28 protein-coding genes are annotated in these 24,159 nt (G+C 63.3%); 11 read left to right on the top strand and 17 right to left on the bottom strand.

Features of this window, described 5'->3' with window-relative positions; genetic code table 11:
* The first annotated feature begins 52 nt into the window (after positions 1-52).
* The 3 genes from AC0L2L_RS31040 to AC0L2L_RS31030 all read left to right on the top strand — a co-directional run bounded on the left by AC0L2L_RS31040 (position 53) and on the right by AC0L2L_RS31030 (position 3,388).
* A complete protein-coding gene (locus AC0L2L_RS31040; RefSeq protein ID WP_473583654.1) occupies positions 53-1,249 on the top strand; it encodes a phosphoglycerate kinase in 1,197 nt (398 codons plus the stop codon).
* Between the two features lie 117 nt (positions 1,250-1,366).
* On the top strand, positions 1,367-2,392 hold the full coding sequence (locus tag AC0L2L_RS31035; protein WP_473583653.1) for a class I fructose-bisphosphate aldolase: 1,026 nt from the start codon (positions 1,367-1,369) through the stop codon (positions 2,390-2,392).
* A 255-nt stretch (positions 2,393-2,647) separates the two neighbouring features.
* Positions 2,648-3,388 carry a DUF899 domain-containing protein gene (locus AC0L2L_RS31030; RefSeq protein ID WP_473583652.1) on the top strand — a complete coding sequence of 247 codons (741 nt, stop codon included), beginning with the start codon at positions 2,648-2,650 and terminating at the stop codon, positions 3,386-3,388.
* Positions 3,389-3,439: 51 nt separating this feature from the next.
* Here the strand turns inward: AC0L2L_RS31030 and AC0L2L_RS31025 are convergent, their stop codons facing one another.
* Complete coding sequence (locus AC0L2L_RS31025) at positions 3,440-3,619, bottom strand: hypothetical protein (RefSeq protein WP_040985195.1); 180 nt, start codon at positions 3,617-3,619, stop codon at positions 3,440-3,442.
* 173 nt (positions 3,620-3,792) lie between these two features.
* Between AC0L2L_RS31025 and AC0L2L_RS31020 the strand changes: the two genes are divergently transcribed.
* Positions 3,793-3,957 (top strand): hypothetical protein, encoded by a 165-nt coding sequence (locus tag AC0L2L_RS31020; protein WP_473583651.1) that lies wholly within the window; start codon positions 3,793-3,795, stop codon positions 3,955-3,957.
* Between the two features lie 222 nt (positions 3,958-4,179).
* Entirely contained in the window at positions 4,180-4,899 is a 720-nt protein-coding gene (locus AC0L2L_RS31015) for a helix-turn-helix transcriptional regulator (protein ID WP_027166621.1), read from the top strand.
* A gap of 72 nt (positions 4,900-4,971) precedes the next feature.
* On the opposite strand, the gene AC0L2L_RS31010 is transcribed toward AC0L2L_RS31015, so the two are convergent.
* The 3 genes from AC0L2L_RS31010 to AC0L2L_RS31000 all read right to left on the bottom strand — a co-directional run bounded on the left by AC0L2L_RS31010 (position 4,972) and on the right by AC0L2L_RS31000 (position 7,434).
* Positions 4,972-5,664, bottom strand: coding sequence for a DUF1013 domain-containing protein (locus AC0L2L_RS31010; RefSeq protein WP_473583650.1), 693 nt, complete (start codon positions 5,662-5,664; stop codon positions 4,972-4,974).
* A gap of 255 nt (positions 5,665-5,919) precedes the next feature.
* Complete coding sequence (locus AC0L2L_RS31005; protein WP_084508056.1) at positions 5,920-6,060, bottom strand: DUF1127 domain-containing protein; 141 nt, start codon at positions 6,058-6,060, stop codon at positions 5,920-5,922.
* A 363-nt stretch (positions 6,061-6,423) separates the two neighbouring features.
* A complete protein-coding gene (locus AC0L2L_RS31000; RefSeq protein ID WP_473583649.1) occupies positions 6,424-7,434 on the bottom strand; it encodes an NAD(P)H-quinone oxidoreductase in 1,011 nt (336 codons plus the stop codon).
* Positions 7,435-7,649: 215 nt separating this feature from the next.
* Between AC0L2L_RS31000 and AC0L2L_RS30995 the strand changes: the two genes are divergently transcribed.
* From AC0L2L_RS30995 to AC0L2L_RS30985, 3 genes are all read left to right on the top strand, one after another.
* On the top strand, positions 7,650-7,844 hold the full coding sequence (locus AC0L2L_RS30995) for a DUF1192 domain-containing protein (RefSeq protein ID WP_473583648.1): 195 nt from the start codon (positions 7,650-7,652) through the stop codon (positions 7,842-7,844).
* A gap of 98 nt (positions 7,845-7,942) precedes the next feature.
* Positions 7,943-9,190, top strand: coding sequence for an MFS transporter (locus tag AC0L2L_RS30990; protein WP_473583647.1), 1,248 nt, complete (start codon positions 7,943-7,945; stop codon positions 9,188-9,190).
* Between the two features lie 32 nt (positions 9,191-9,222).
* Positions 9,223-9,498, top strand: a complete 276-nt coding sequence (locus AC0L2L_RS30985) for an ArsR/SmtB family transcription factor (protein WP_027166626.1) — start codon at positions 9,223-9,225, stop codon at positions 9,496-9,498.
* Between the two features lie 53 nt (positions 9,499-9,551).
* Here the strand turns inward: AC0L2L_RS30985 and AC0L2L_RS30980 are convergent, their stop codons facing one another.
* A complete protein-coding gene (locus tag AC0L2L_RS30980; RefSeq protein WP_473583646.1) occupies positions 9,552-10,208 on the bottom strand; it encodes a glutathione S-transferase family protein in 657 nt (218 codons plus the stop codon).
* A gap of 91 nt (positions 10,209-10,299) precedes the next feature.
* Entirely contained in the window at positions 10,300-11,124 is an 825-nt protein-coding gene (locus tag AC0L2L_RS30975) for an alpha/beta fold hydrolase (protein ID WP_473583645.1), read from the bottom strand.
* An 88-nt stretch (positions 11,125-11,212) separates the two neighbouring features.
* Here AC0L2L_RS30975 and AC0L2L_RS30970 point away from each other — a divergent pair, with 88 nt between their 5' ends.
* Positions 11,213-11,731, top strand: a complete 519-nt coding sequence (locus AC0L2L_RS30970; RefSeq protein WP_473583644.1) for a winged helix-turn-helix transcriptional regulator — start codon at positions 11,213-11,215, stop codon at positions 11,729-11,731.
* Between the two features lie 120 nt (positions 11,732-11,851).
* Here the strand turns inward: AC0L2L_RS30970 and AC0L2L_RS30965 are convergent, their stop codons facing one another.
* The 3 genes from AC0L2L_RS30965 to AC0L2L_RS30955 form a co-directional block, all read right to left on the bottom strand.
* The gene (locus tag AC0L2L_RS30965) at positions 11,852-12,253 is read right to left on the bottom strand and encodes a hypothetical protein (protein ID WP_027166632.1); all 402 of its coding nucleotides are present in this window, start codon (positions 12,251-12,253) and stop codon (positions 11,852-11,854) included.
* Positions 12,254-12,485: 232 nt separating this feature from the next.
* Positions 12,486-12,668, bottom strand: a complete 183-nt coding sequence (gene rpmF / locus AC0L2L_RS30960; protein ID WP_006203806.1) for a 50S ribosomal protein L32 — start codon at positions 12,666-12,668, stop codon at positions 12,486-12,488.
* A gap of 153 nt (positions 12,669-12,821) precedes the next feature.
* Positions 12,822-13,529, bottom strand: coding sequence for a biosynthetic peptidoglycan transglycosylase (locus AC0L2L_RS30955; RefSeq protein ID WP_473583661.1), 708 nt, complete (start codon positions 13,527-13,529; stop codon positions 12,822-12,824).
* A gap of 128 nt (positions 13,530-13,657) precedes the next feature.
* On the opposite strand from AC0L2L_RS30955, the gene AC0L2L_RS30950 reads away from it, so the two are divergent.
* Positions 13,658-14,575 (top strand): polyprenyl synthetase family protein, encoded by a 918-nt coding sequence (locus AC0L2L_RS30950; protein WP_473583643.1) that lies wholly within the window; start codon positions 13,658-13,660, stop codon positions 14,573-14,575.
* Positions 14,576-14,629: 54 nt separating this feature from the next.
* Here AC0L2L_RS30950 and AC0L2L_RS30945 read toward each other — a convergent pair whose 3' ends face one another.
* From AC0L2L_RS30945 to AC0L2L_RS30915, 7 genes are all read right to left on the bottom strand, one after another.
* The gene (locus AC0L2L_RS30945) at positions 14,630-16,522 is read right to left on the bottom strand and encodes a bifunctional sugar phosphate isomerase/epimerase/4-hydroxyphenylpyruvate dioxygenase family protein (RefSeq protein WP_473583642.1); all 1,893 of its coding nucleotides are present in this window, start codon (positions 16,520-16,522) and stop codon (positions 14,630-14,632) included.
* 16 nt (positions 16,523-16,538) lie between these two features.
* Positions 16,539-17,372, bottom strand: a complete 834-nt coding sequence (locus AC0L2L_RS30940) for a cyclase family protein (protein ID WP_473583641.1) — start codon at positions 17,370-17,372, stop codon at positions 16,539-16,541.
* 39 nt (positions 17,373-17,411) lie between these two features.
* Positions 17,412-17,900, bottom strand: a complete 489-nt coding sequence (locus AC0L2L_RS30935; RefSeq protein ID WP_473583640.1) for a type II 3-dehydroquinate dehydratase — start codon at positions 17,898-17,900, stop codon at positions 17,412-17,414.
* Between the two features lie 19 nt (positions 17,901-17,919).
* Positions 17,920-19,221: a TRAP transporter large permease gene (locus AC0L2L_RS30930; RefSeq protein WP_473583639.1), complete on the bottom strand. Its 1,302-nt coding sequence runs from the start codon at positions 19,219-19,221 to the stop codon at positions 17,920-17,922.
* Positions 19,218-19,736 (bottom strand): TRAP transporter small permease, encoded by a 519-nt coding sequence (locus tag AC0L2L_RS30925; RefSeq protein WP_473583638.1) that lies wholly within the window; start codon positions 19,734-19,736, stop codon positions 19,218-19,220. Before AC0L2L_RS30925 ends, AC0L2L_RS30930 begins: the two co-directional genes overlap by 4 nt.
* A gap of 74 nt (positions 19,737-19,810) precedes the next feature.
* On the bottom strand, positions 19,811-20,797 hold the full coding sequence (dctP, locus tag AC0L2L_RS30920; RefSeq protein ID WP_473583637.1) for a TRAP transporter substrate-binding protein DctP: 987 nt from the start codon (positions 20,795-20,797) through the stop codon (positions 19,811-19,813).
* A 16-nt stretch (positions 20,798-20,813) separates the two neighbouring features.
* On the bottom strand, positions 20,814-21,695 hold the full coding sequence (locus AC0L2L_RS30915) for a shikimate dehydrogenase (RefSeq protein WP_473583660.1): 882 nt from the start codon (positions 21,693-21,695) through the stop codon (positions 20,814-20,816).
* 229 nt (positions 21,696-21,924) lie between these two features.
* Between AC0L2L_RS30915 and AC0L2L_RS30910 the strand changes: the two genes are divergently transcribed.
* Positions 21,925-22,635: a TetR/AcrR family transcriptional regulator gene (locus AC0L2L_RS30910; protein WP_473583636.1), complete on the top strand. Its 711-nt coding sequence runs from the start codon at positions 21,925-21,927 to the stop codon at positions 22,633-22,635.
* 343 nt (positions 22,636-22,978) lie between these two features.
* Here the strand turns inward: AC0L2L_RS30910 and AC0L2L_RS30905 are convergent, their stop codons facing one another.
* Positions 22,979-24,112, bottom strand: coding sequence for a substrate-binding protein (locus AC0L2L_RS30905; RefSeq protein ID WP_473583635.1), 1,134 nt, complete (start codon positions 24,110-24,112; stop codon positions 22,979-22,981).
* Positions 24,113-24,159: the final 47 nt, after the last annotated feature.

Raw genomic sequence — 24,159 nt, 5'->3', positions numbered from 1 at the left:
AAGAGTGTGCGGTTTTCCGTCCGGAATTGCGTCAAAACTAGGAAGGACGACCATGGCCGGCTTCAAGACACTCGATGATATCGGCGCCGTCAGCGGCAAGCGCGTCCTGGTGCGCGTCGACCTCAACGTTCCGGTCGCCGACGGCAAGGTGACCGACGCCACCCGCATCGAGCGCATCGCCCCGACCATCGCCGAGCTTTCCAAGAAGGGCGCCAAGGTCATCCTGCTTGCCCATTTCGGCCGCCCGAAGGACGGTCCATCGGCCGAGTTCTCGCTCGAGCCGATCGCCAAGGCCACGGCTGAGGTTCTCGGCCGCCCTGTCGGCTTCGCCTCGGACTGCATCGGCGACAAGGCCGCCGATGCCGTCGCCGCGATGAAGGACGGCGACGTCCTGCTGCTTGAAAACACCCGCTTCTACAAGGCCGAGGAAAAGAACGAACCGGCCTTCACCGAGAAGCTCGCCGCCAATGGCGACATCTACGTCAACGACGCCTTCTCCGCCGCGCACCGCGCGCATGCCTCCACCGAAGGCCTGGCGCATCGGCTGCCGGCCTATGCCGGCCGCACCATGCAGGCGGAGCTCGACGCGCTGGAAAAGGGTCTCGGCAATCCGGTTCGGCCGGTTGTCGCCATCGTCGGCGGCGCCAAGGTCTCGACCAAGATCGACCTCTTGATGAACCTCGTGAAGAAGGTCGACGCGCTGGTGATCGGCGGCGGCATGGCCAACACCTTTCTTGCCGCGCGCGGCACCGATGTCGGCAAATCGCTGTGCGAACATGACCTCGCCGGCACCGCCAAGCAGATCATGATCGAAGCGGCGGAAGCCGGCTGCGCGATCATCCTTCCCGCCGACGGCGTGGTGGCCAAGGAATTCAAGGCGGGCGCTGCCAGCGAGACCGTTGCCATCGCGGACGTGCCGGCCGACGGCATGATCCTCGATGTCGGCGCGAAGACCTTGCAGAGCGTCAACGAGTGGATCGACCGCGCCGCCACGCTGGTCTGGAACGGCCCGCTCGGCGCCTTCGAGATCGCGCCCTTCGACCGCGCCACGGTGGCGGCGGCCAAGCATGCCGCTGCCCGCACCAAGGAGGGCAAGCTGGTCTCCGTCGCCGGCGGCGGCGACACGGTGGCCGCGCTCAACCATGCCGGCGTCGCCGACGACTTCACCTATGTCTCGACCGCCGGCGGCGCCTTCCTCGAATGGATGGAAGGCAAGCCGCTGCCCGGCGTCGAGGTGCTGAAGCGGTAAACAGTCCGCGAACGGGCAGAACGCACCCGGCTTTCAATCGATTCTAGCTTTCCGGCGTCATTCCTTTGGCGGTAGAGTTCCATTAAGCGCGGAACCGACACCGTCAAGGAGAGCACCATGAGCGAACGTCTCGAAGATATCGCCGCCGCGATCGTGGCCGATGGCAAGGGCCTTTTGGCCGCCGATGAGAGCTCCGGCACCATCAAGAAGCGCTTCGACGTCATCGGCGTCGAATCGACCGCCGACAGCCGGCGCGACTACCGCGAGATGATGTTCCGGTCCAAGGAGGCGATGTCCCGTTACATCTCCGGCGTCATCCTCTATGACGAGACCATCCGCCAGAAAGCCGCCGACGGCACGCCGCTGGTCGACATCATCAAAGCCGCCGGCGCCATTCCCGGCATCAAGGTCGACCTCGGCGCCAAGCCCTTGGCGAATTTTCCCGGCGACACGATCACCGAGGGCCTCGACGGCCTGCGCGAGCGGCTGGCGGATTATTACAAGCTCGGCGCCCGTTTCGCCAAATGGCGCGCGGTGATCGACATCGACACCGGCAAGGGCGTCCCTTCCGCCAATTCGATAGCCTCGAATACCCACGCTTTGGCCCGCTATGCCGCGCTTTGCCAGGAAGCCGGCATCGTCCCGATCGTCGAGCCGGAAGTGCTGATGGACGGCGCTCATTCGATCGACACCTGCTACGACGTCTCCAAGGCCACGCTGGTCAAGCTCTATGACGAGCTCTACGCCGCTCGCGTCGTGCTCGAAGGCTCCATCCTGAAGCCCAACATGGTCATCTCGGGCAAGAAATCGGGCAAGACCGACAGGCCGGAGGAAATCGCCGAGAAGACGATAAAGCTGTTCCGCGAAGTGGTGCCGGCGGCAGTGCCCGGCATTGCCTTCCTCTCCGGCGGCCAGGACGACGAGGAGGCGACCGCCAACCTCAACGCCATCAACGCCATCGGCCCGCATCCGTGGAAACTGACCTTCTCCTACGGCCGTGCGCTGCAGGCGGCACCGCAGAAGGCGTGGAGCGGCAAGGCGTCGAACGTCGCCGCCGCCCAGGCCGCCTTCACGCATCGCGCCCACATGAACCATCTGGCGGCGCTCGGGAAATGGCAGCCAACTCTGGAAAAGGCCGCCTGAAGCCGTCCCTTCCCAGGACACGGAAAACCCGGGCCTGATGCATGTCGCCCAGAAGTGCGCAGCGGTTCTGGGACAACGACATGCACAAAACAAAGACTAAAGCGCGTCGCCTGATTCCGTTTCAGCGCGACGCGCTTTAGACCGGGTTTTTGTTTTTTGCGGGCCGCATTCCTACCTGATGCAGCGAAACAGCGGCGGCTGTGTCGGGTCGGGCCGATGTCGAACGTCCTTGGCAGGAGAGGACAGGAGATAGTCATGCAACGCAATGCCGTGGTTTCGCGCGAGGACTGGTTCGAGGCGCACAGAAGGCACCTGGAGCGCGAGAAGGAACTGACGCGGTTTCGCGACCTCATTGCCGCGGAGCGGCGGCAATTGCCCTGGTTCAAGCTGCGCAAGGACTATGTCTTCGAGAGCGAAGCGGGGCCGAAGCGCCTTGCCGAACTCTTCGCCGGCAAGAGCCAGCTTATCGTCTATCATTTCATGATGACGCCGGGCTCCGATCATCGTTGCGAGGGCTGCTCGTTCCTGGCCGACCATATCGACGGCGCCAACCGGCATCTGAAGCATCATGACGTCTCGCTGGTCGTCGTCTCGCGCGCGCCATTGGCCGAGATCCTGCCTTACAAGCGGCGCATGGGCTGGGAGTTCGACTGGGTGTCGTCCTATGCATCCGATTTCAATTTCGACCTGCAGGTTTCCTTTACCGACAAGCAGATCGCGGCGGGCGACACCACCTATAATTTCGAGAAGCGCCCGCTGCGCTCGAAGGACCTACCGGGCACCAGCATCTTCTACCGCGACGAGAACGGCGACATCTTCCTCACCTTCCTGTCGCGCACCCGCGGCGGCGACGCCCTGATCGGCGCCTACCACTATCTCGACATGACGCCGAAGGGCCGCAATGAGACCGGCCCCTATCACGGGCTGATGGACTGGGTGCGGCTGCATGACGAGTACCAGGACAAGGCCAAGGATCGGCCAGACTGCTGTGAGTGACCGGCCCTTGTTCACCTCGACCGGAACATGCGCGAATGGCTTTTCGTTATCTTATGCCCAGTGGCCCAATACGGCCGCCAGCGAGATCGCGGCCATGGCAAGCAGCGCCAGCTTCCAGAAATCGCCGCGGCGCTTCAATCCCGGCCAGCCGAGGGGCTTGATGACCTGGATCAGCATGATGCCGATGATGACAAGGGCGAGCAGTTTCGTCATGCCGCCTTTGACCAGCATCGCTCGCGGCTGTCAAAGCCGTTCTTTACGCCGTCTTTTGGGTGGGAGGCTCCTGACAGAACCCAACCTCCTCAGGCCCTCGCGACTTTCTATGGCGTGCTGCCAACCTCCTGACAGACTGCTGTCAGCAGGGGTGTGAGATACTCCTTTTATCGAAAAAGAGGAGCCTGGTCATGAACGGTTTTACGATACTGCGTAGCGTGCAGCACTATGTCGGCAAGATTCGCACCGTGCGAGATGAGATCCGCACACAGCGTTTCCTGAACACTTTGCCGGCGGACATTCGCAAGGACATCGGCTGGCCGGACCTTTATGACGGCCGCGTGCGCAAGAACTGAAATTTCTCGATGGGTGACTTGGATGTAGGCCGTGCCGCGCCCAGATGTAATATCGGTTGAAACGCCGGGTTTCAGGAAAGACGCCGTTGTCCCGTGTTGGAATGGCTGCAGCCTCCTGACAGTATGTTGTCAGGAGGCTTGCGTTATTGAAGCAGCCTCGGACCCGCGGGAACCGGTTTTGGAACCGCGGCATGCATAGTGCCGAAACCAAGGGGTCAAACGATGCGTCGCGCCGACAGGCTTTTCCAGATCGTGCAGCATTTGCGGGGTGGCCGGCTGGTCACCGCGCAGAAGCTCGGCACATGGCTCGAGGTTTCCGAGCGCACCATCTACCGCGACATAGCCGACCTGCAGTCGACAGGCGTGCCGATCGACGGCGAAGCAGGTGTCGGCTACATGATGAGGGAGGGTTTCGACCTTCCGCCGCTGATGTTCACGCGTGACGAGATCGTGGCGCTGGTTGCCGGCGCCCGCATGGTGCGCGCCTTTGGCGGCGCGGCAATGGCCAGGGCCGCCGACGAAGCGCTGGTCAAGATCGGCGCCGTGCTGCCCGACACCGAGAAGGACCGCATCGCCCGCACCGAGATCCACACCCCGATGTGGGTGGTGAGCGACGCCGCGCGCGAAGCCATCGACCTCATCGAGCGCGCCGTCGAGAAACGCCAGGTGCTGACCATCGACTATTCCGACGAGGCCGGCCGCGGCACGGCGCGCGACATCCGGCCCTTGGGCCTGTGGTTCTGGGGCAAGGTCTGGACCCTGGTCGCCTGGTGCGAGATGCGCGACGATTTCCGCGCCTTCCGCATCGACCGCATCGCCTCGGTCGTCATCGCCGGCCGCATCTTCAAGCCGGAGCGCGGCAAGCAGCTTGCCGATTTCTACCGCGCCGTCGAGCGCAGCGAGGATTACGGCATGGCGCCCGACCGCGCCGCGCGGACATGACTTCCTCCCAAGCCATTGTCCAACAAAAAAGCCCGCTCGAAAGCGGGCTTTTTTGTTGGACCTTCGCGATGCTTATTCTTCGTCTTCGTCCTTGTCTTTCGACTTGAGTGCCGAAAGCTTGGCGAAGACGGCGTTGGCGTCGAGCTCGGCATCCTCGTCCTTCGGCTTCTCGGGCGCCGGCACCAGCCGTTCGGTGAGTGCGGCGGGCAGCAGTGTGTCGCCGACGGGTTGTGCCGGCTCGCGGCCGCGTGAGGCGCGGTTGACTTCGAGGTCGAGGTCGATCTGCGAGGTGAGGCCGAGCGTCACCGGATCCATCGGCTGCAGATTGGCCGAATTCCAATGCTTGCGCTCGCGGATCTGCTCGATCGTCGACTTGGTGGTGCCCACGAGACGGGAAATCTGCGCGTCCTTGAGCTCCGGATGGTTGCGCACCAGCCACAGGATGGCGTTCGGCCGGTCCTGGCGCTTGGACAGCGGCGTGTAGCGCGGGCCCTTGCGCTTCGATTCCGGCACGCGCACCTTCGGCTCCGACAGCTTCAGCCGGTGGTTGATGTCCTTCTCACCGCGCGCGATCTCGTCGCGCGTCAGCTGTCCGGTGATGATCGGGTCCATGCCCTTGATGCCTTGTGCCGACTCGCCGTCAGCGATCGCCTTGACCTCCAGCGGATGCAGCCCGCAGAACTGCGCGATCTGCTCGAAGGAAAGCGCGGTATTGTCGACCAGCCAGACGGCGGTCGCCTTGGGCATCAGCAGCGAATTGGCCATATCAAAAATCCTTCTCGTTCGCCCGCGTTCCCGCGCGGGCGGTGGTTTTAGTGCCACCAAAATGGGAAATTCGCGGCCTGTATAAACGCTCCCTCAAATTTTCGCAATGTTTTTGGAAAGGGGCTGAATCACCGCCTTGAAAAGACAAAACCCGCTGGACGAGGTCCAGCGGGTTCGGAACCGGAGACAAAGCAAGCGTCTCGACGGCTCTGGCTTCTCCTCGCCGCCCCCGGCCTTGCGGCGGGGGCGCCGCGATCAAAGAGCCTGGCGGGCAATGCGCTCGATGTCGCCGCGGTTGATGCCGAGGTCGCTCAGCTGGCGAGCATTGAGCTTGTTCAACTCGCGCACGGTTTCGTTGTACATGCGCCACTTACGGTAAGCACTGATCGGGTTCATGATAGTTCTCCAGTCGGTTGGTCAAATCGTTTGATGCCGCTTAAATAGGCATGCCTGCCCACAAATTGAACGGACGCTTTTGCATGGCCGCAATGCGTTTTGTGCATTGCACCATTAAGGCTTTGTTCAGCTTGGAACTGGCGCACCGCGGTCGGCCGGGATGTGTCGAGATTCAAGTCAGGCCAGTCGAAAATGGCGGGCTTCGAGAACCGGCCTGCGCCGGCCGTAGCCTTCATAGAGCGCAGACACTTGTGAGGGCTTCGGCCGGCGAAGGCCGGAGCGGAGCGTACTTAAAGTACGTGAGCACCGGAAGCGCAGAAGGCCGGCATTTGCAGGCCGGCCTCACCTGAATATCGATACATCTCACCCGACGTCGAGGACGATCTTGCCTATATGCTCGCCCTCTTCCATCCGCTCATGCGCCCGCCAGGCTTCGGTCAGCGGAAAGATCATGTCCATGACGGGCGCCACCTTGCGCGTGCCGAGCAGCGGCCACACCTGGGCTTCCAGCGCGGCGGCGATCGCCGCCTTGAACTCGACGGTGCGCGGCCGAAGCGTCGAGCCGGTATGGGTAAGGCGTTTGACCATGAGCGTTGCGAAATTGGTGCTCGCCACGGCACCGGCCTGCACCGCGATCTGAACGATCCGCCCCTCGACCGCCGCGGCATCGTAGTTGCGCCCGACATAATCCCCGCCGACCATGTCGAGGATGACGTTCGCGCCCTTGCCATCGGTCGCATCCTTCACGGCGGCGACGAAATCCTCCTCGCGGTAATTGATCGCCCGGTCGGCGCCGAGCTTGAGGCAGGCGTCGCATTTCTCCTTGCTGCCGGCGGTGGTGATCACATAGGCGCCGAAGGCCGAGGCGAGCTGGATGGCGGTGGTGCCGATGCCGGACGAGCCGCCATGGACAAGCAGCGTCTCGCCCTTCTTCAGGCCGCCGCGCTCGAACACATTGTGCCAGACGGTGAAATAGTTTTCCGGAACCGCGGCGGCCTCCGAATAGGTGAAGCCGGCCGGGATCGGCAGCACACTGCCGGCATGGACCTTGACATATTCGGCATAGCCGCCGCCCGGCGTCAGCGCGCAGACCCGGTCGCCGATGCGCCAGCGCGATATCTCGTCGCCGAGCGCCGCGATTTCACCGGCCACCTCGAGGCCGGGCAGGTCCGAGGCACCGGGCGGCGGTGGATAGGCGCCCTTGCGCTGCTGGACGTCCGGCCGGTTGATGCCGGCAGCGTGCACCTGGATCAGCACTTCGCCCGAACCGGGCACAGGCACATCGCGCGTCTCCGGCTTCAGCATCCTGGGACCACCGGGCTGCGAGATCGCGATGGCCGTCATCTTCGCCGGGATCTTCTGTCCGTTTGCCATGGTGTCCCGTTCTCCCTGTGTGCCGCATCGGCCCGAAAATCGGAATCGATTTTCGGTAAGCACGATGCGCGACTCAAAAAACATAGAGCGTCTTTTGCGCGTCTGAAAAGACGCGCGGCGCTCTGGGTCGGTGTCGGCTGTTTGCATCGGCGCCCTTGCCCTATGTATGCTGATTGCCAAATCAGGCAAATGGCCAAGTAAGGGAGGAGCGACGGATGGCTATCTTCGACGACGAACCCGGCAAGAAGCGGCGCCCGCACGAGATCGGCCAGGACCTGTCGCTGCTTTCCGTAGACGAATTGTCCGAGCGCATTGCGATGCTGCGCGACGAGATCGCCCGGCTGGAAGAGGAACGGGCCGCCAAGGGCGCCACCAAATCCGCGGCCGAGGCACTGTTTCGTAGAGGATAGGTTCGCCGGCGCGTTCGCCCGCCCCGGAAAGCCTGATTGCGACTGCCAGACCTCCGCCTGAAACGGACCTCCGCCCCGAAATTCCAGCCGGATCTACCATGTTTGCAACCTACAGACCGATCCTCTCGCTGCTTCGCGGCACGGCGTTTCTGCTCGCCGCTTCCGGCCTGCACGGGCTGCTCTTGCCGCTGCGCGGCCAGGTGGAAGGCTTTTCGACCGCATCGCTCGGCCTGATGGGCACGGCCTGGGCGGGCGGCTTCGTCGCCGGCTGTTTCTTCGCGCCGCGCCTCGTGCGCCGCGCCGGCCATGTCAGGGCCTTCGGCGCCTTCGCCGCGTCGGGCGCGATCGTCGCGCTGCTCACCGGCCTTATCATCGATGAATATTTCTGGATCCTTTTGCGCGCCTTCACCGGCTTCACCATGGCCGGCGCCTTCATGGTCATCGAGAGCTGGCTGAACGAGAAGGCCACCAACGAGAACCGCGGCACCGTCTTCGGCCTCTATATGATGGTCACCTATGCCTCGATCATGGGCGGCCAGATGATCGTCGCCGGCGGCGACGTGCGGTCGGCCTCGCTGTTCATGATCACCGGCATCCTGTTTTGCCTGTCGCTCATTCCGACGGCGGTGTCGACGCAGTCGCATCCCAAGCCCCTGCAGGACGTCAAGCTCGACGTGAAAGGCCTCTACGCCAATTCGCCGGTATCGGCGGTGGCCTGCCTTCTGATCGGCATCGCCAACGGCGCCTGGGGCACGCTGGGCGCGGTCTACGGCGCCCGCATCGGCATCTCGACCGCCCAGATCGCGCTGATGATGAGCCTTGTCGTCGTTTCCGGCGCCGCCATGCAGCTTCCGGCCGGGCGCCTGTCGGATACAACCGACCGTCGCTTCGTGCTGGCCGGCGCGGCCTTCGGCGCCGCGCTGGTCGCGCTGCTGATCTTCCTGATCGCGCCGCGTTCGGGCGTCTTCGTCATCATGATGACCGCCGCCTATGGCGCTTTCGCCTATACGCTCTATTCGATCGCCGTCGCGCATGCCAATGACCACGCCCGCTCCGAGGACTTCGTCAAGGTTTCCGGCGGCCTGCTGCTGCTCTACGGCTTTGGCACGATGATCGGCCCGCTTTTGGCCGCGGCCTTGATGGGTTCGGTGCGTCCGGAGGGGCTCTTCCTTGCAACCGCCCTCGCGCATCTCAGCCTCGGCGGCTACACGCTGCTGCGCATCCGCGCCCGCGCGCCGGTGCCGATCGAAAACCGCGACGCCTTTAAAACCCAGCCCGCGGATCGCGCGGTCACGCCTGAGGCAACGCGGCTCGATCCGCGCAGAAAGGTTGAAACCAATAGTTGAGATTCGGAAAACTTTGCCCCACAAATAAAGGCATGATGTTTTCTGACGCCTTTTTGGCGATAGCCGATCCCAACCGGCGCTATCTCCTGGAAGAACTCCGGCGCGGCCCGAAGACGGTGAACGAATTGGCGGCCGGATTGCCGGTCTCACGGCCGGCCGTTTCCCAGCACCTGAAAGTCCTGCTCGATGCCGGCCTGGTCAAAGCCAAGGCCGAAGGTACAAGGCGCGTCTACACCGTCAGCAACGCCGGCTTCCTCAGGCTCAATATCTGGCTCGACCAGTTCTGGGAAACATCGCCGGGGGAATGAACTAGGGCCTGGAACATAAGGCCGAGCTGGGCGAGATCGCGCAGCATCGCGGGCTAGCCGTCGTTGTAGGGGAAGAGCTTGAAATAGGGCTGCGCTTCCTCGATGACGCGGGCGAAGGACGGGCGCGCGAGCAGCCGGTCGTGGTAGCGTTTCACGGCCGCGAGCTTGTCGCCGAACGGCTCGACCTTGTTGGCGTAGAACAGCGCCGGCGAGGCGGCGCAGTCGGCCATGGTGAAGGTCTCGCCCATCGCCCAGCTCTTGCCCTGCATCTCCTCTTCGATAATGGCGTAGGAATTGCGCAGCTGCGCGCGCGCCTCCTCGACCCCGAACGGATCGGTCTGCTCCTTTGGCCGCAGCCTGTCGCCGACGATCTTCTGCATCGGATGCTGCACATAGAAATCGTAGAAGCGATCCGCCTGGCGGACCTGGAGGGCGAGATCGACATCGGCGGGAACGAGCGCGACCGGCCCTGGACAATGCGCGGCGAGGTATTCGACGACGATGGTCGATTCCAGCACCGTGCGGCCGCGCGCATCGTCGCGCAAGGCGGGCATCTTGCCGGTCGGGGATACCTTCAGGAAGGCCGCGCGCGATGCTTCATCGCCAAGGTCGACAATGACCGGTTCGAACGGCGTTTCGTTCTCGTAGAACGCGATCAGCGGCTTCCAGCAGAACGAGGCCAGCGGATGGAAATACAGCGTCAGGGACATTTTTTCTCCTGTCGTCAGACGTCGAGTCGATACTGAAGTGATCACTTAACTATTTCATGGACTGCCGGGGTCGAGGCTGAACCCTCGCCGATCAGCCGTGGTTCGCGATGGCCTGGACGATTTGCGGCCAGTCGTTGCGGTGCAGCTCGTGGCCGCCGCCTTCGATCCGCACCAGCTTTGCGCCGGGCACAGCGTTCGCGAGCGCTTCGCCATGCTCGATCGGAAAAAGAGGATCGGCGGTGCCGTGGATGACGAGCAGCGGCGCGCCGAGATCCCGCACCGTGCGCTGCGGACCGCCACCCTTGAGCAGGAAATGGTTGGTCGCGCTGGCGAGACCGCCGGAGCGATCGTAATCCTCCTCGATCATCTTGCGTGTCCGTTTCTCGTCGAATGGATGGAGCGTGCTGGCAATCGCGCGGGCGTCCTTGACCATGAAGCCGAGCACCTGCTCTCGGTTCGACCAGTCGACGTCGGCGCCTTCCGCCGAATGATCCTTGTAGGCCTCGGTCGTTCCGGGCAGGTCCGACGTGTCGACACCGAGCGGCGAACAGGAGATCACGGTGAGCGCGCGGACGCGTTGGGGATATTTCAGCGCCACATTCTGCGCGATCATGCCACCCATCGACATGCCGGCGACATGCGCCTTTGCGGCGCCATGGTCATCGAGCACGCGCATGGCATCGTCCACCATGTCCTCGAACGTATAGGGCGGCGCGCCTGGCGGATATTTGGTCGACAGGCCGGTGTCGCGGTTGTCATAGCGGATGACGAAGCGGCCGCGCCCGGCGAGCTGCCGGCAGAACGCTTCGGGCCACCACAGCATCGAAGCCATGGCGCCCATGACCAGAAGGATCGCCGGATCGGCTGGGTCGCCGAACGTCTCGGAAGCGATATCGGGGTGCGCTGCAGTGGTCATCTGCTCCTCCAATCTGATTGCATTTTGCAATCAGTTGCACGATAATGAAACTGATATCATAATGCAACTGGTTTTTCTGGAGACCGCCATGAGCATCGACCGTCGATCCGGCTGCCCGATCAATCTGTCGCTGGAGGTTTTCGGCGACCGCTGGAGCCTGATCATCCTGCGCGACATGATCTTCGGCGGCAAACGCCACTTCCGCGAACTGCTCAACTTCTCGCTCGAGGGCATCGCCTCCAACATCCTGGCCGACCGGCTTAAGCGGCTGATGCAACTGGGCCTGTTGACCAAGGCCGACGATCCAAGCCACAAGCAGAAGGCGATCTACAGCCTGACCGAGATGGCGATCACGCTCGTGCCGATCATGGCGCATCTCGGCGCCTGGGGACGTGTCTGGCTGCCGGTCAGCGAGGAGCTTTCGATCCGCGCCGAGCTGCTCGAAAAAGGCGGCCCCCAGCTCTGGGAGCAATTCATGGACGAACTGCGCCACGAGCATCTGGGCATGCCCGTGAAGACACCGCCCGGCACGCCGACCGTGCGCCAGCAGCTGCAGGCAGCGTACGAGGCGGTCGTCGCGCGGAAGGTTGAAACGGCGGCAGGTTGAGGTGAGGGGAAGAGCTTCGTCATTCCAGGGCGAAGCAGGAGCGAAGCGACGCGCGCAGACCATAGAATGACGATCAACATGTTCCGCCAATCGTGAAGTCGTGCTTCTGCGCTATATCCCTCAGTTCAAATTGATATCCCGGCTCGCCGAGCGCATCGACACCGAGAAGCCGGCCAGCACGTCGAACAGCGCGATGATCATCAGCGTGAAGAACACCGAATGCGCCGCGCCCTTCACCAGCAGGAACTCGACCAGGAAGGCGACGAAGACCAGTGTCGACAGAAGATGGTCCAGGATCGAGGCATTGGTGGTGCGCACCGATTTTGAGATCTCGACGAACAGGAAGATCAGCCCGATCAGCACCATCAGGTCGCCGAGCGTCATCGAGAAGACGCCGCCCGACATCATGCGGAAGGAGAACATCTCGATCATCCAGGGATCGTCGCCGCCGCCGAACAATCCCAGCAGGCCGAGATTGTAGAGGACGAAGGGCACGATCAGCAGCGGGACGGCACCGAACATCTGGGCGACTCCAAAAGGGCAGCCCTTTTGTAAAATCCGCGGCAAGCGCGCCGTCAAGGTTTTTCGCTGGCGGCGACGAACACGCTGTAAGACCTAATGAAATAACGATGTCAGCCGGTTGCCCTGGCTTTTCTGCAGCCTGCGCGACCCAGGCCTCGATCGACCAGAGGCCAAAACAAAAAGACCGGCCAGAGGCCGGTCTTTTGAAAACGTCACAAACCGTGGAAGCTTCTCAGCTTTCCTTCGGCTCCAGAACCTGGCGGCCGCGATACATGCCGGTCTTCAGGTCGATGTGATGCGGACGGCGCATTTCGCCGGAATTCTTGTCCTCGACATAGGTCGGGGCCTTGAGGGCGTCGGCCGAGCGGCGCATGCCGCGCTTCGACGGAGAGGTTTTTCTTTTTGGAACGGCCATGGATATGCTCCACTACATGGTCAAAATGCCTCGGTAACCCTCGCGAAAGGGCCGCATCGAGGCCATAATCTGAGAAAGTCGGGTGCCTATACACGCCCTGCGCCGTTTTGGCCAGCGTGCCCGCGAATTTTTTTGAGCCAGCGCCGCTCCGTCCTAGTCAAGACAGCCGACATACGCGCCGGACCTGCTCGCACGCCTTTCTATCAGCGAGGCCAGTCGCCGCAAGCCCGGTCCGGGCTTTGCCGGATTGCGTGCGATCGGATTGGGCAGGCTGACGGCGAGCAGCGCCGCCTGCCGGCGCGACAATTGCTTGGCCGAGACGCCGAAATGGTGTCGGGCGGCGGCCTCGATGCCGTAAATGCCCGGTCCCCATTCGGCGACGTTGAGATAGATCTCCATGATCCGCCGCTTCGACATCACCGCATCGAAATAGACGGCTAAGGGCAGCTCGACCACCTTGCGCACGCTGCTGAGCGGCCGCGCCCAGAGAAAAAGGTTCTTGACCGTCTGCATGGTGATGGTGGATGCGCCGCGCGTCGCCTCGCCGGCCAGCGCGTCGTCGACCACGCCGCGCAATTCGCCCAGATCGACGCCGCGATGGAAACAGAACTGCCCGTCTTCCGACATGATCACCGAATGCGCCAGCACCGGCGCCACGTCGTCGATCGACACCCAACGCCGGTCGTAGCCCGAAAAGGTCACGAGGTCCTTCAACATCAGCGTCGAAACCGGATGCACGAAGGGCGGCAGATAAAGGAAGGTGAGCACGACCGGGATAGCCGCCAGCACCAACGCCACGACCAGGCAGCGCCGGACGATGCGCTTCAGACCGGCGCGGTTCAGGCGCCGCGGCCGCGCCATGTCCAGCCCTTCGCTTTCATGTTCGACGATCGGTTCCGTCAAGCCGCCCCACCCATGCCTCGCCCCCTCCGGCATAAAGGCGCGCGCCTGCTTGCGCAATGTCTGAGTGTCGGCTACCGCTCCCGGCCATGAGCAAAGACGACCAGATCGCCTTCGAAACCGCGCTTTTTATGCGCGCCGCCGCGGTCGAGACTGAGCTGCGCCGGATCCTCGACGCGCGTCTGTTCTCCGGCGAGATCGCGCGGCCCGAGCGCCTGATGGCGGCGATGCGCCACGGCGTGCTCAACGGCGGCAAGCGGCTGCGCCCGTTTCTGGTCATGGAAAGTGCGGCGCTGTTTTCTGCCGATAGTGACGCGGCGCTCCGCGTCGCGGCGGCGCTCGAATGCGTGCACTGCTATTCGCTGATCCATGACGACCTGCCGGCCATGGACGACGACGATTTGCGCCGCGGCCAGCCGACGGTGCACAGGGCCTTCGACGAGGCGACCGCGATCCTTGCCGGCGACGCGCTGCTGACCATGGCGTTCGACATCATCGCCGACGAAGCGACCGCGCTGTCGGCCGAACGCCGGGCCGCCCTTGTTCTCTCCCTTGCTCGCGCGGCCGGCGCCGGCGGCATGGTCGGCGGCCAGACGCTCGATCTCGAGGCCGAGCGCAAACGGCCCGATGAGGCGGGCATCATCACGTTGCAGGCGATGAAGACCGGCGCGCTGATCCGCTTCGCCTGCGAGGCCGGCGCGATCGTCGCCGGCGCGCCGCCCGCCGACCGCGAGAGGCTGGCGGAGTTCGGTTCGGCGATCGGCCTTGCCTTCCAACTCGCCGACGACCTTCTTGATCTCACCGCCGACGCCAAGCAGATGGGCAAGGCGACGAACAAGGACGCCGCCGCCGGCAAGGCGACGCTTGCCGCGCTGCACGGGGCCGACTGGGCGCGCGGCCAGCTCCACGGCCTCATCGATCAGGCGCATGCGCTGCTCGAGCCTTATGGCGAAGAGGCGGAGTTGCTGAAAGCGGCGGCGACGTTCGTGGCGACGCGCAGCAGCTGAGAGCGGTAACCCTGGGCCGACTGTCGGCCTGCCTGCCAGCGAATTTCGTGCGGTTCAGACTTTCGGCATTCCCTTGGGCGGCATCATGCGCTTTTGCGCGGCGATGCGGAACGGCGCATTCGGCCCGCCATAACCTGCATAGGCGCCGCGCCGCTCGACGATCTCGAAGATGAAACCTTCGCCGAAGGTCGGCGCATAGAGCTGGAAGAACTCGCCCTTCTCATCACGATCATAGAGGATGTTCGACACGCGCAGCCGGTCGGCGAGCTCGGGGTCGAGACCGAAACGCGCCTCCACATCGTCATAGTAGTTCATGGAAATCTGCAATGGCTCGAAGCCGTTGGCCTTGAGCCTTTCGGCGGTCAGGAAAATGTCGTCTGTCGCCATGGCGAGATGTTGGATACCCGAGCCGAAAGTCTCGGCGATGAAGTGGCCGGCAAGCGTGCGACGGCTCTCGGCGCCGTTGAGGGTGAGGCGAAGGCGCTTGTCGAGACCCTCGATCACCTGGCTGCGAACGAGGCCTGCCGGATCGACGATGTCGACCATCGGCGTCTTCGTCGTCCTGAAGAGAGAGACGTAGAAGAGCAGCCAGCTCGGCATCTCCTCGTGAAACATGGTCTGGCCGACATGATCTATGCGGGTGAGGCCAGCGCCGCTGCCGGCGCCGGCGGCAGCGACAGGCTTGAATTCGATGTCCCAGACCCTGGCCAGGTCTGTCTTGCCATCGAGGAAATAGATCAGCCCGCCGCCGACGCCGCGGATCGCCGGGATCGACAGCTCGCCCGGACCGACCTGCTGATAGAAAATCTCCGCCCCCAACACCTCGGCTCGGGCGACGGCCGCTGCCGCTTCCTCGACCTTCAACCCGATCGCATAAGCCGACGTGCCGTGAACGACGAAGGAGGAATGCGCAAAGCCCTGCCGTTCGGTGTTGATGACGATGTTGATCTCTCCCTGCCGGTAGAGGGTGACATCCTTGGAGACGTGACGCCCGGCCTCGGAGAATTCCAGCGTGGTGAGGAGGCTGCCAAGCGACACGGCTCCCTCCGGATTCGCGGCGAATTCCACGAACTCGACCCCCTCGACGCCGATGCGGTCTGGCATCGCCGGCACCGAAACATCGTGTGCCGGCTCCGCACGCCACACCTGGTCCATCAGCCAGATGAGCGAACGCTTGCCGTCGACGGAGATCGCCTTGGCCGAGCCGCCCCGGAACTGGTCGTTGAAAATTTCGAGCGATATGTAGCTGTTGTAGCCTGTTGCTGCGACGGCCTGCATGAACTCGCGCACCGGCAAGTCGCCTTCGCCCGGCATGTTGCGGAAGTGCCGGCTCCAGTAGAGCAGGTCCATATCGATCAGCGGCGCGTCGGCGAGTTGGACGATGAATATCTTGTCTGAAGGGATCGCGCGGATCGAGGGCAGCTCGATCCTACGAGCCAGCGTATGGAAGGAATCGAGGATCAAGCCGATGTTGGGGTGTCCCGCGCGGCGCACGACTTCCCATGCGTCGCGATGATCGTTGACGTGCCGGCCCCAGGCGAGCGCCTCGTAACCGACACGCAAGCCTCGCTTCGCTGCGCGCTCGCCGAGTTCATGGAAATCCGCGGCGGCGCGGTCGATGCCGCCGAGCGACACCGGCGAGACCGATGAGCAGACGAGCATCAAGTCGGTGCCGAGTTCCTGCATCACGTCGAACTTGCGCTCCGCGCGGTCGAAGGCGCGGCTTCGCTGCGGCTCGGGCAGACCCTCGAAATCGCGGAACGGCTGGAACAGTGTGATCTCCAGCCCGTTGTCGCGTACCATGTGGCCAACCTCGGCAGGCGTGCCGTCGAAGGCCAGGAAATCATTCTCGAATATCTCCACGCCATCGAATCCGGCGGCGGCGATCGCTGCGAGTTTTTCCCGCAGGTCGCCGCTGATGGAAACGGTGGCGATGGAGGTTTTCATTATTTCGCCTGCGAAGTTACAGGAGCGCGATCGCGCGAGTGGGACCGCCGGTTGCGCCTTTCACCTTGGGGATGCCAAGGAACAGACGCGCCCCGGACTCGGGAATTGCATCGAGATTGGCCAGGCACTCTATGCCCCAGCGGCCGCTGCCCAGCCATTCGTAGTGGACCGGAAACGCCCCGCTCGAGTTGAGCCCGGTGTCGAGCGAAAGCGTGTCGACGCCGATGCCCTTCACGTTGCGCTCGCCGATCAGGAACTGCGCGGCCTCTATGTGAAAGCCCGGCGTGTGGTTTTTCTTCTCCTTGTCGTTGCCGGTGAACCTCGGGTCGCCGACCAGTTTGTGCCATCCGGAATTCATCACCACGCAGCAGCCGTCCGGCAGCCTGCCGTTCTTCGCCTCCCATGCCTTTATGTCGTCCGGCGTCAGGCTCGTGTCCGCATTCTCGGCGGCGCGCGCGGCGATGTTGATGACCGCGACGGGAACGATAAGGTCCGAGATCGGGATCAGATCGGCCGTCAGGCCATCGGCGGAGAAGTGGATCGGTGCATCCATATGCGTGCCGCTGTGCTCGACGATAGTCCAGCGGTTCAAGTTCACCTTGTCCTTGGCGAAAGTGACGAGATGCTCCACCGTGAACCATTTCTCGCCGCTGAAGGTCGGGAAACCCTCATAGAGGGCATGGGAAAGGTCGATCGTTTCGGTGAAATTGATCGCCCCCGCCTGGGCTGACGGCGTGGTGGGGAGCGCGGCCGCAGCAGCAGCGCCGAGACCGAGCGTGAAACCGGCTTTCAGCAGACCCCTGCGGGTCGCCTTCTCACAGATCGAATGCAGGCATCCTGGTGGGCACATGTCGGCTTTCCTCCCTTTCGGTTTAACGGTTCACGAGCACTAACCAGTCCGTTCATTCCTCCGATGCATCGGTCCGCCCGACGGGTCCGCCGGCCCGGCTTGTCCGATCAGTTCAATCAGCGATTTCACCGCGGTCGGGTATCCGCGAGGCCCGAGACCGGCGATGACGGCCGTGGCGGCAGTGGACACCAGCGAACGGTGGTAGATCGCCTCGCGGCGATGGATGTTCGAGATGTGCAGCTCGACGATCGGCCCGGGAAACATCTTCAGCGCATCCAGGATCGGGATCGACCTGAAGCTGAGACCAGCCGGGTTGATGAGGATGCCCGCTCCGTCGTCCAAGGCTTCGTGGATCCAGTCGACGATTTCGTGCTCGGCATTGGACTGATGGAAACGGACCGGCCACGTGCCCGCGGCCTCCCGGCACATCGCCTCGATCTCGGCCAGCGTCGTCGTGCCATAGATTTCCGGCTCGCGCTTTCCGAGGCGGTTGAGGTTCGGACCGTTGATCACGAAGATGGGCTTCATCGTCGTCTTCTCCCCTCTATCAGCCCGGATAGCCAAGCAGGCGCGGCAGCCAGAGCACGAGGCCTGGAAAGAAGGTGATCAGCACCAGCGAACCGATCATCGCCCACAGGAAGGGCAGTATGTCGCGCACCAAGTCCCTGAACGGCACCTCGGCGATCCTGGTCATGATGAAGAGCAGCAGGCCATAAGGCGGCGTCACGAGACCGAGCATGATGTTGACCACGACAGTCACGCCGAAATGCACAAGATCGATACCCAGGGCCCTCGCGGTCGGGATGAGCACCGGAACGATCACCAGCAGGATGGTGGTTCCCTCCAGCACGCAGCCGAGCAGGAGGAGCAATATATTTACCAGAATGAGGAAGCCGGTAGGCGACAACTGCCAGGTCTGCAGAAGCGCGCTCACCGATTGGGGAATGTTTTCGACGGTGACCACATAGTTGAACACCAGCGCGCCGCCGATCAGCATGCCGATCGAGGCGCTGGTGCGAGCGCTGACCAGCACCGAGCGGTAGAAGTCGGCAAAGCTGACGCTGCGGTAGAGGAAAATCGAAACCAGCAGCGCGTAGACGCCGGCGACGGCGGCTGCCTCGGTTGGCGTCGTCACCCCGCTATAGATGCCGCCGAGCAGCACCACGGGCATCATCAGCGAGGGCAGCGCCTGCCAGGTGATACGCGGCAGCTGGCGCAGCGGCGTCGGCGGCTCGACTGGGAAGCCGCTGACGCGGGCATGATAGGCGACGATGATCATCTGGCCGCCCGCCATCAGAAGGCCCGGCACGACGCCGCCGAGGAAGAGGTAGCCGATCGAAGCGTCGGAGACGAGCGCGTAGATGACCATCGGGATTGAAGGCGGGATAATCGGGCCGATCACAGCGGTCGCGGCGGAGAGCGCGGCGGCGTAACTCGGCGGATATTTTCCGTCCTTGGTCATCATCTTCTGCATGAGCTTGCCGGGGCCGGCGGCATCGGCGATAGCCGAGCCCGACATGCCGGCGAAGATGATCGCCTGGACGATGTTGACGAAGGCAAGACCGCCGCGGAACCGGCCGACGCAGGCGTTGCAGAAGTGCAGCAGGCGCTCGGTCATAGAGCCGACGTTCATCAGCTCGGCGGCCAACACGAACAGCGGGACGGCGAGGATGATGTAGTTGGCGTACATGCCGTTCAGGAGCTGCTCGGCGACGGTGCCCATGTCGAGTCCGGCGAGCAGCAGGTAGAGGATGGAGCCGGCAATCATGGCGTGACCGATCGGCAGGCCAAGAAAGGCGAGAGCGGTGATCGCGACGACCGACAGGGAGAAAGGGCGGGCGAGGTTCACGTGCCGGTCCCCATCTCTGTCGGATCGGGCCTCTTCGGAGCCGGGCCGAAGGTGGCCTGCCAGGAAAGCCAAAGGTAGCGGACCAGCGTGGCGACGACGAAGACCAGGTAGATGGAGAACAGCCAATCGAAGCGGAACTTCAAATAGGCGGTGTGCTCCACCTTCATGAAGGTCACGTAGTCGAAGACTGCCGGAAAGGAGATCGCGTAAAGCGCGATGAGCGCCGCGGCCGCGATCAGGAACATGATGCGGCGGGCCGTCTGGCCGGCCGACGCGTAGATGAGGTCGAAGCGTATCTCCTCCTCCTCGCGGATCACGAAGGCGGCGCCCCACAGGACCAGCCAGATCCAGAGGATCACGCTGAGCTCGTTGGTCCAGCCGATCGGAAGATTGAGCAGGTAGCGGAAGACGATCTGCAGGGCGAAGGCGGCGAACATCAGCGCCAGCATCGCCGCCAGCACAAATTCCGCGAAGCGATACAGCCGGCCGGCAATGAGGCTCAAATTGGTGTTCAAAACGGTTCCTCACGGCTGTGAACGGTGCACCAGGTGGCTGCGGCGAGCTCCTCTTTGCTCGCCCGGCCGAACCATCAGAGCGCGTTTATCTTCTCGACCATGCCCGCCGGCCACTCCTTCGCCAGGTCGGAGGCCAGGTACTGCTCCTGCACGTGCTTGCGGAAGGCAGCCACGTCGGGTTCATAGACTTTCAGCCCTTTGCCCTTGAAGAACCCGACGAGCTCCTTCTCGTGGGTCAGGTGCTTTTCGGTCGAGAATTCGATGGCCGCATCGGCAGCCGCCTGGAACCTTGCCTGCTTGTCGGCGCCCATCTCGTCCCACACCTTCTTCGAAACGGCGAGGAGATCGAAGCCGACGAGGTGTGAGGTGAGCACGATCTGGGACATCACCTCGTAGAACTTCATGTTCTCGACATTCGGCAGTGGATTGTCCTGGCCGTCGATCGCACCCGTCTGAAGACCGGTATAGACCTCCGCATAGGCCATTGGTGTCGGATTGGCGCCGAGCGCGGAGCCGAGGAACTGCCATGCGTCGCCGCCGGGCATCCGCAGCTTGATGCCAGCCAGGTCGGCGGGCGTCCTGATCTGCTTGTCGGGCTTGAGGCCCACCTGGCGCACGCCGAAATAAGTCGGGCCGAGCACCTTTATGCCAAGCTGGTCCTCGGTCATCTTCTTCAGCTCTGCGCCCGATTCGCTAGCGAAGAATTTCCGCATGTGGGCAGCGTCGCGGAAGAGATAGCCGGCGGTGACGATCGACCATGCCGGGATCTGCTTGGAGACGTCCTGCGGTGCGATGTTGCCCATTTCCAGGTTGCCGCGCTGGATGGCGACCAGCTCCGTTCCCTGCTTGAAGAGATTGCCGCCGTAGTAGCCTTCGAAAGCGAAGTCGTCCTTGATGGCGTCGGCGAATTTCTTCATCATCTCGGCGCGGATATCCTGCTCCGAGAACACGGCCGAGAATCGCAGCTTGGGCTTCTCCTGGGCAAAGGCCGGAAACGTCGTGGCAGTCGCCACGAGACCGGCGCCGACGAGAAATTCGCGGCGAGTTGTTTTCAACATCATGTCTTCCTCCCTGTTTTCATTCGGTTGGGCCTGTCGGGCTTCGCCCACCCTCCCGTTCGGGAACGGGCGTGTCGCCGAAAGCGGCGAAGGCCGCCCTCATACGATCGACATCCGGCTGAATGCCGGTAAAGAGCTCGAAGGCTCGCGCCGCCTGGTGGACGGCCATGCCCTCGCCGTCGAGCGTGCGGCAGCCGCGCTGGCGCGCCGCGGCGAGCAGTTCGGTCTCCAGCGGGAAATAGACGATGTCGGCGACCCAGCATTCGAGCCTCAGCAGCGCCGGATCGAGCGGGATGCCCGGCAGCTTGGCCATTCCGACCGGCGTCGCGTTGACTATTCCGTCGGCTCGCGCCGTAGCCGCGGCGACGTCGGAAACGGCGGTCACCCGGTCCGGACCGAAGAGCGATCCGAGCCGCGCGGCGAGGGCCGCTGCCCTTGTATGCGCGATGTCGCCGACGAGCAGCCGCTTGACGCCGAGCTTGAGCAGAGCATGGGCCACCGCCGCGCCCGCCCCGCCGGCTCCGAGCAGCAGGACGCTGTCGCGTGGCGCTCCCGCCATGCCGCGCCCGAAACTTTCCATGAACCCCCACAAATCGGTGTTGTGCCCGACCCGGCGGCCGCCGCGCAGCACGACGGTATTGACCGAGCCGAGCGCATCCGCCGCTTCGGACAATTCGTCGAGCAGCGGAATGATCTCCTGCTTGTAGGGAAAAGTGACGTTCAGCCCGTCGAAGCCGAGATGCCCGGCGAAAGCAAGGATGTCCTCCAGCCGCAGCGTGCCCTCGCCCATGCGGTCGGCGTCGAGCAGGCGGTATATGTAGGCGATGTCCTGCGCCCTGCCCTCCGTCTGATGCATGGCCGGCGTGCGCGACTGCTGGATGCCGCGCCCGACCAGGCCCACCAGCACGCACCGCTGATCGGGAGCAACTACTCCTTCATCCGCCGTCGCGCGAGCAGCAAACGATTTCAATGCGACCTCCCGGACCTGCCACGTAATCGGCAAGCTCCTCCCGGCATCCAGGCGCACTTTGTACTGTCTGGTTAATTTCGTCAACCACTTTGTACAAGCCGGTTAATTTGCTAAAGACCCATTCGGATGTAACCGTTCGGACCGGAGGCGGCTGCCGATCATGGACGACAAACCGGCGAATGGACGCAGCGGCGGTTGGAAACAGGACCCCGCTGGCGTGCGCAAGAATATCCTTGCCGTGGCGATGGCGGAATTTGCCGCGAACGGCCTCTCGGGGGCGCGCATCGACGAGATCGCAGCCAAGACGAGCACCTCGAAGCGCATGATCTACTATTATTTCGGCGACAAGGAGGGGCTGTATAGGCGGGTCCTTGAAGAAGCCTATCGCGAGGTCCGTGCCGGCGAACAGGAACTGGAACTCGACCACGTGCCGCCAGTCGAGGCTTTGAAGCTGCTCGCGGAGTTCACCTTCGACCACCACAGACGCCACCCGGACTTCATCCGGCTCATCATGATCGAGAACATCCACCACGGGGCTTATCTGGAGCGATCCGAACTGATCCGCCCCCTGAATGCCGGCGCCGTGCAGAAGCTGGAGACGATCTGCCGGCGCGGCCGCGAGGCTGGTGTGTTTCGCGAGGACGTGACGCCGCTTCAATTGCACTGGCACATCAGCGCAATGAGCTTCTTTAATGTCTCAAACCGAACCAGCTTTTCGCACATCTTCGGCACGGACCTTTTCAGCACCGGCGGGCAGGAGGCACTCAAGAAACAAATGGTGGAAATGGTGGTTGGCCTCGCGCTGAAACCACAGCGGCGCTTACGCGGCTCTGCTGAAAGCCGCCGCCACTTTCGTGACGACACGAAATAGCTGACGCCGGGCGTTCCCCCGGGTATCGCTTTCAAAATTTGTCCGCTCTGCTGTAACAAGCAGACATTGAACAGGCTCAAGTTCTCTGCCTGTCAGCGACTTCGCATCCGGCGCAGCAGATAGAGCAATTCCAGGAAAAGTGTGAGCGGTTTTCCGTCCGGAATTGCGTAAGAACAAGGAGCTAGAGCGGTTCGCCGTTTCCGTGAAACGGTGAAACGCTCTAGCGCTCGTGGCCAACAGTCGCTTGGCGCAGATCGGGAACAGCGACCGTCGACACGGTTGGATGGCGGGGGCAAGCATCCGCTCGCCCCCGCCTGCAAGGACAGCGATCGAAATCGATGGCTTAGTCGGCACTGCTGAGCTGGAGTTCGTCAGCAAGCATCCGTTCGTTGGGATCGATCGGACCCAGGTTCTCAACGACCTTGAATCTGCCGCCCTGCGCCTGCGCGATATACATGGTCATGCGGACATGGTGCTGGCCGGGGACCATCTCGGCCGGCCCGCCCGGTCCCTCGCTGATCCGGGCGTGATCGAGCGCCCGGATGACCGCGTCGCGCTCGATCGTGCCGGCTTCGTTCACCGCCGCTTCCCACATCTTGATCGCCCGGTAGTGACCGGTGCAGCCGCTGCCCGCGGTCAACATCGCGCTGCCGGGGAATCGGTCCTGGTAACGGCGTAAGAGCGCGCGGTCGAACGGACCGTCGAGTTCCTGATAGTAGTCGAGGCAGCTATAGAGGCCCTCGATCTGCTCGGACGGCACGAGATTGAAGAAGTTCTCGTCGAAGTAGGTGCAGATGATCTTGCCGCCCCGCTTGCCGAAACCGGCCTTGTGGAGCTCGTCGAGGAACGGCGTCAAGCCCGGCGGAACCAGGGTGTTGAACACAACCTCGGCGCCGCTCGCCATGATCTGCTGCACCGTGCGCCGGAAATCGACGGTATCGAGCGGAAAATACTCCTCTCCGACGATCTCGCCACCGTTGGCGCGCACCACCCGGCTCGCCGCCTTGTTCAGCAAGTGAGGCCAGATGTAGTCGGCTGATGGCAGGTAGAACTTCTTCGCCCCGGTGCGCTTCATGAACCATGGGATCAGCGGCTCGACCTGCTGCGCGGGCACTGGACCCGTGCAGAAGATCAGCGGGTCGTTTTCCTGTCCCTCGTACTGCTCGGTGTAGATATAGAGCGTCCTGCCGCGCGCGACTGCCTCGCTTTTGATGGCCTGGCGGGTCGAGCTGTAGATGCCGCCGACGACCAGGTCGACTTTGTCGACGTCTATCAGCTTCGCAGTCCTTGCCTTGGCGACGCTGTCGGTGGTCTCGCCATCCTCGATGACGACCTGCACCGGCCGGCCAAGCAGGCCGCCGCTGGCGTTGATATCGTCGACGAGCATGGTCGTGAGGTTCGCATTGGCGATGCCCATGAAGGACAACGGGCCGGTAAGTTCGGCGATAAGGCCGATCTTGATGGGTTTCGGATCCATCTGATTTCTCCGATTCTGGGGTTCGTCGGGCGCGCCACCGCCGACGG

It is taken from the genome of Mesorhizobium sp. WSM4832 (assembly GCF_055811115.1).
This window is presented reverse-complemented; position numbering and strand designations above follow the sequence as displayed.

Coding starts and splice junctions, on each gene's coding strand:
- AC0L2L_RS31040 (WP_473583654.1), top strand. CDS start 53: ATGGCCGGCTTCAAGACACTCGATGATATCGGCGCCGTCAGCGGCAAG.
- AC0L2L_RS30945 (WP_473583642.1), bottom strand. CDS start 16,522: ATGAAAACCTCCATCGCCACCGTTTCCATCAGCGGCGACCTGCGGGAA.
- rpmF (WP_006203806.1), bottom strand. CDS start 12,668: ATGGCCGTTCCAAAAAGAAAAACCTCTCCGTCGAAGCGCGGCATGCGC.
- AC0L2L_RS30905 (WP_473583635.1), bottom strand. CDS start 24,112: ATGGATCCGAAACCCATCAAGATCGGCCTTATCGCCGAACTTACCGGC.
- AC0L2L_RS30970 (WP_473583644.1), top strand. CDS start 11,213: ATGAGCATCGACCGTCGATCCGGCTGCCCGATCAATCTGTCGCTGGAG.
- AC0L2L_RS30990 (WP_473583647.1), top strand. CDS start 7,943: ATGTTTGCAACCTACAGACCGATCCTCTCGCTGCTTCGCGGCACGGCG.
- AC0L2L_RS31010 (WP_473583650.1), bottom strand. CDS start 5,664: ATGGCCAATTCGCTGCTGATGCCCAAGGCGACCGCCGTCTGGCTGGTC.
- AC0L2L_RS30965 (WP_027166632.1), bottom strand. CDS start 12,253: ATGTTCGGTGCCGTCCCGCTGCTGATCGTGCCCTTCGTCCTCTACAAT.
- AC0L2L_RS31035 (WP_473583653.1), top strand. CDS start 1,367: ATGAGCGAACGTCTCGAAGATATCGCCGCCGCGATCGTGGCCGATGGC.
- AC0L2L_RS30935 (WP_473583640.1), bottom strand. CDS start 17,900: ATGAAGCCCATCTTCGTGATCAACGGTCCGAACCTCAACCGCCTCGGA.
- AC0L2L_RS31000 (WP_473583649.1), bottom strand. CDS start 7,434: ATGGCAAACGGACAGAAGATCCCGGCGAAGATGACGGCCATCGCGATC.
- AC0L2L_RS30940 (WP_473583641.1), bottom strand. CDS start 17,372: ATGTGCCCACCAGGATGCCTGCATTCGATCTGTGAGAAGGCGACCCGC.
- AC0L2L_RS30955 (WP_473583661.1), bottom strand. CDS start 13,529: ATGGCGCGGCCGCGGCGCCTGAACCGCGCCGGTCTGAAGCGCATCGTC.
- dctP (WP_473583637.1), bottom strand. CDS start 20,797: ATGATGTTGAAAACAACTCGCCGCGAATTTCTCGTCGGCGCCGGTCTC.
- AC0L2L_RS31025 (WP_040985195.1), bottom strand. CDS start 3,619: ATGCTGGTCAAAGGCGGCATGACGAAACTGCTCGCCCTTGTCATCATC.
- AC0L2L_RS31030 (WP_473583652.1), top strand. CDS start 2,648: ATGCAACGCAATGCCGTGGTTTCGCGCGAGGACTGGTTCGAGGCGCAC.
- AC0L2L_RS30985 (WP_027166626.1), top strand. CDS start 9,223: ATGATGTTTTCTGACGCCTTTTTGGCGATAGCCGATCCCAACCGGCGC.
- AC0L2L_RS30975 (WP_473583645.1), bottom strand. CDS start 11,124: ATGACCACTGCAGCGCACCCCGATATCGCTTCCGAGACGTTCGGCGAC.
- AC0L2L_RS30910 (WP_473583636.1), top strand. CDS start 21,925: ATGGACGACAAACCGGCGAATGGACGCAGCGGCGGTTGGAAACAGGAC.
- AC0L2L_RS31020 (WP_473583651.1), top strand. CDS start 3,793: ATGAACGGTTTTACGATACTGCGTAGCGTGCAGCACTATGTCGGCAAG.
- AC0L2L_RS30995 (WP_473583648.1), top strand. CDS start 7,650: ATGGCTATCTTCGACGACGAACCCGGCAAGAAGCGGCGCCCGCACGAG.
- AC0L2L_RS30950 (WP_473583643.1), top strand. CDS start 13,658: ATGAGCAAAGACGACCAGATCGCCTTCGAAACCGCGCTTTTTATGCGC.
- AC0L2L_RS31015 (WP_027166621.1), top strand. CDS start 4,180: ATGCGTCGCGCCGACAGGCTTTTCCAGATCGTGCAGCATTTGCGGGGT.
- AC0L2L_RS30980 (WP_473583646.1), bottom strand. CDS start 10,208: ATGTCCCTGACGCTGTATTTCCATCCGCTGGCCTCGTTCTGCTGGAAG.
- AC0L2L_RS31005 (WP_084508056.1), bottom strand. CDS start 6,060: ATGAACCCGATCAGTGCTTACCGTAAGTGGCGCATGTACAACGAAACC.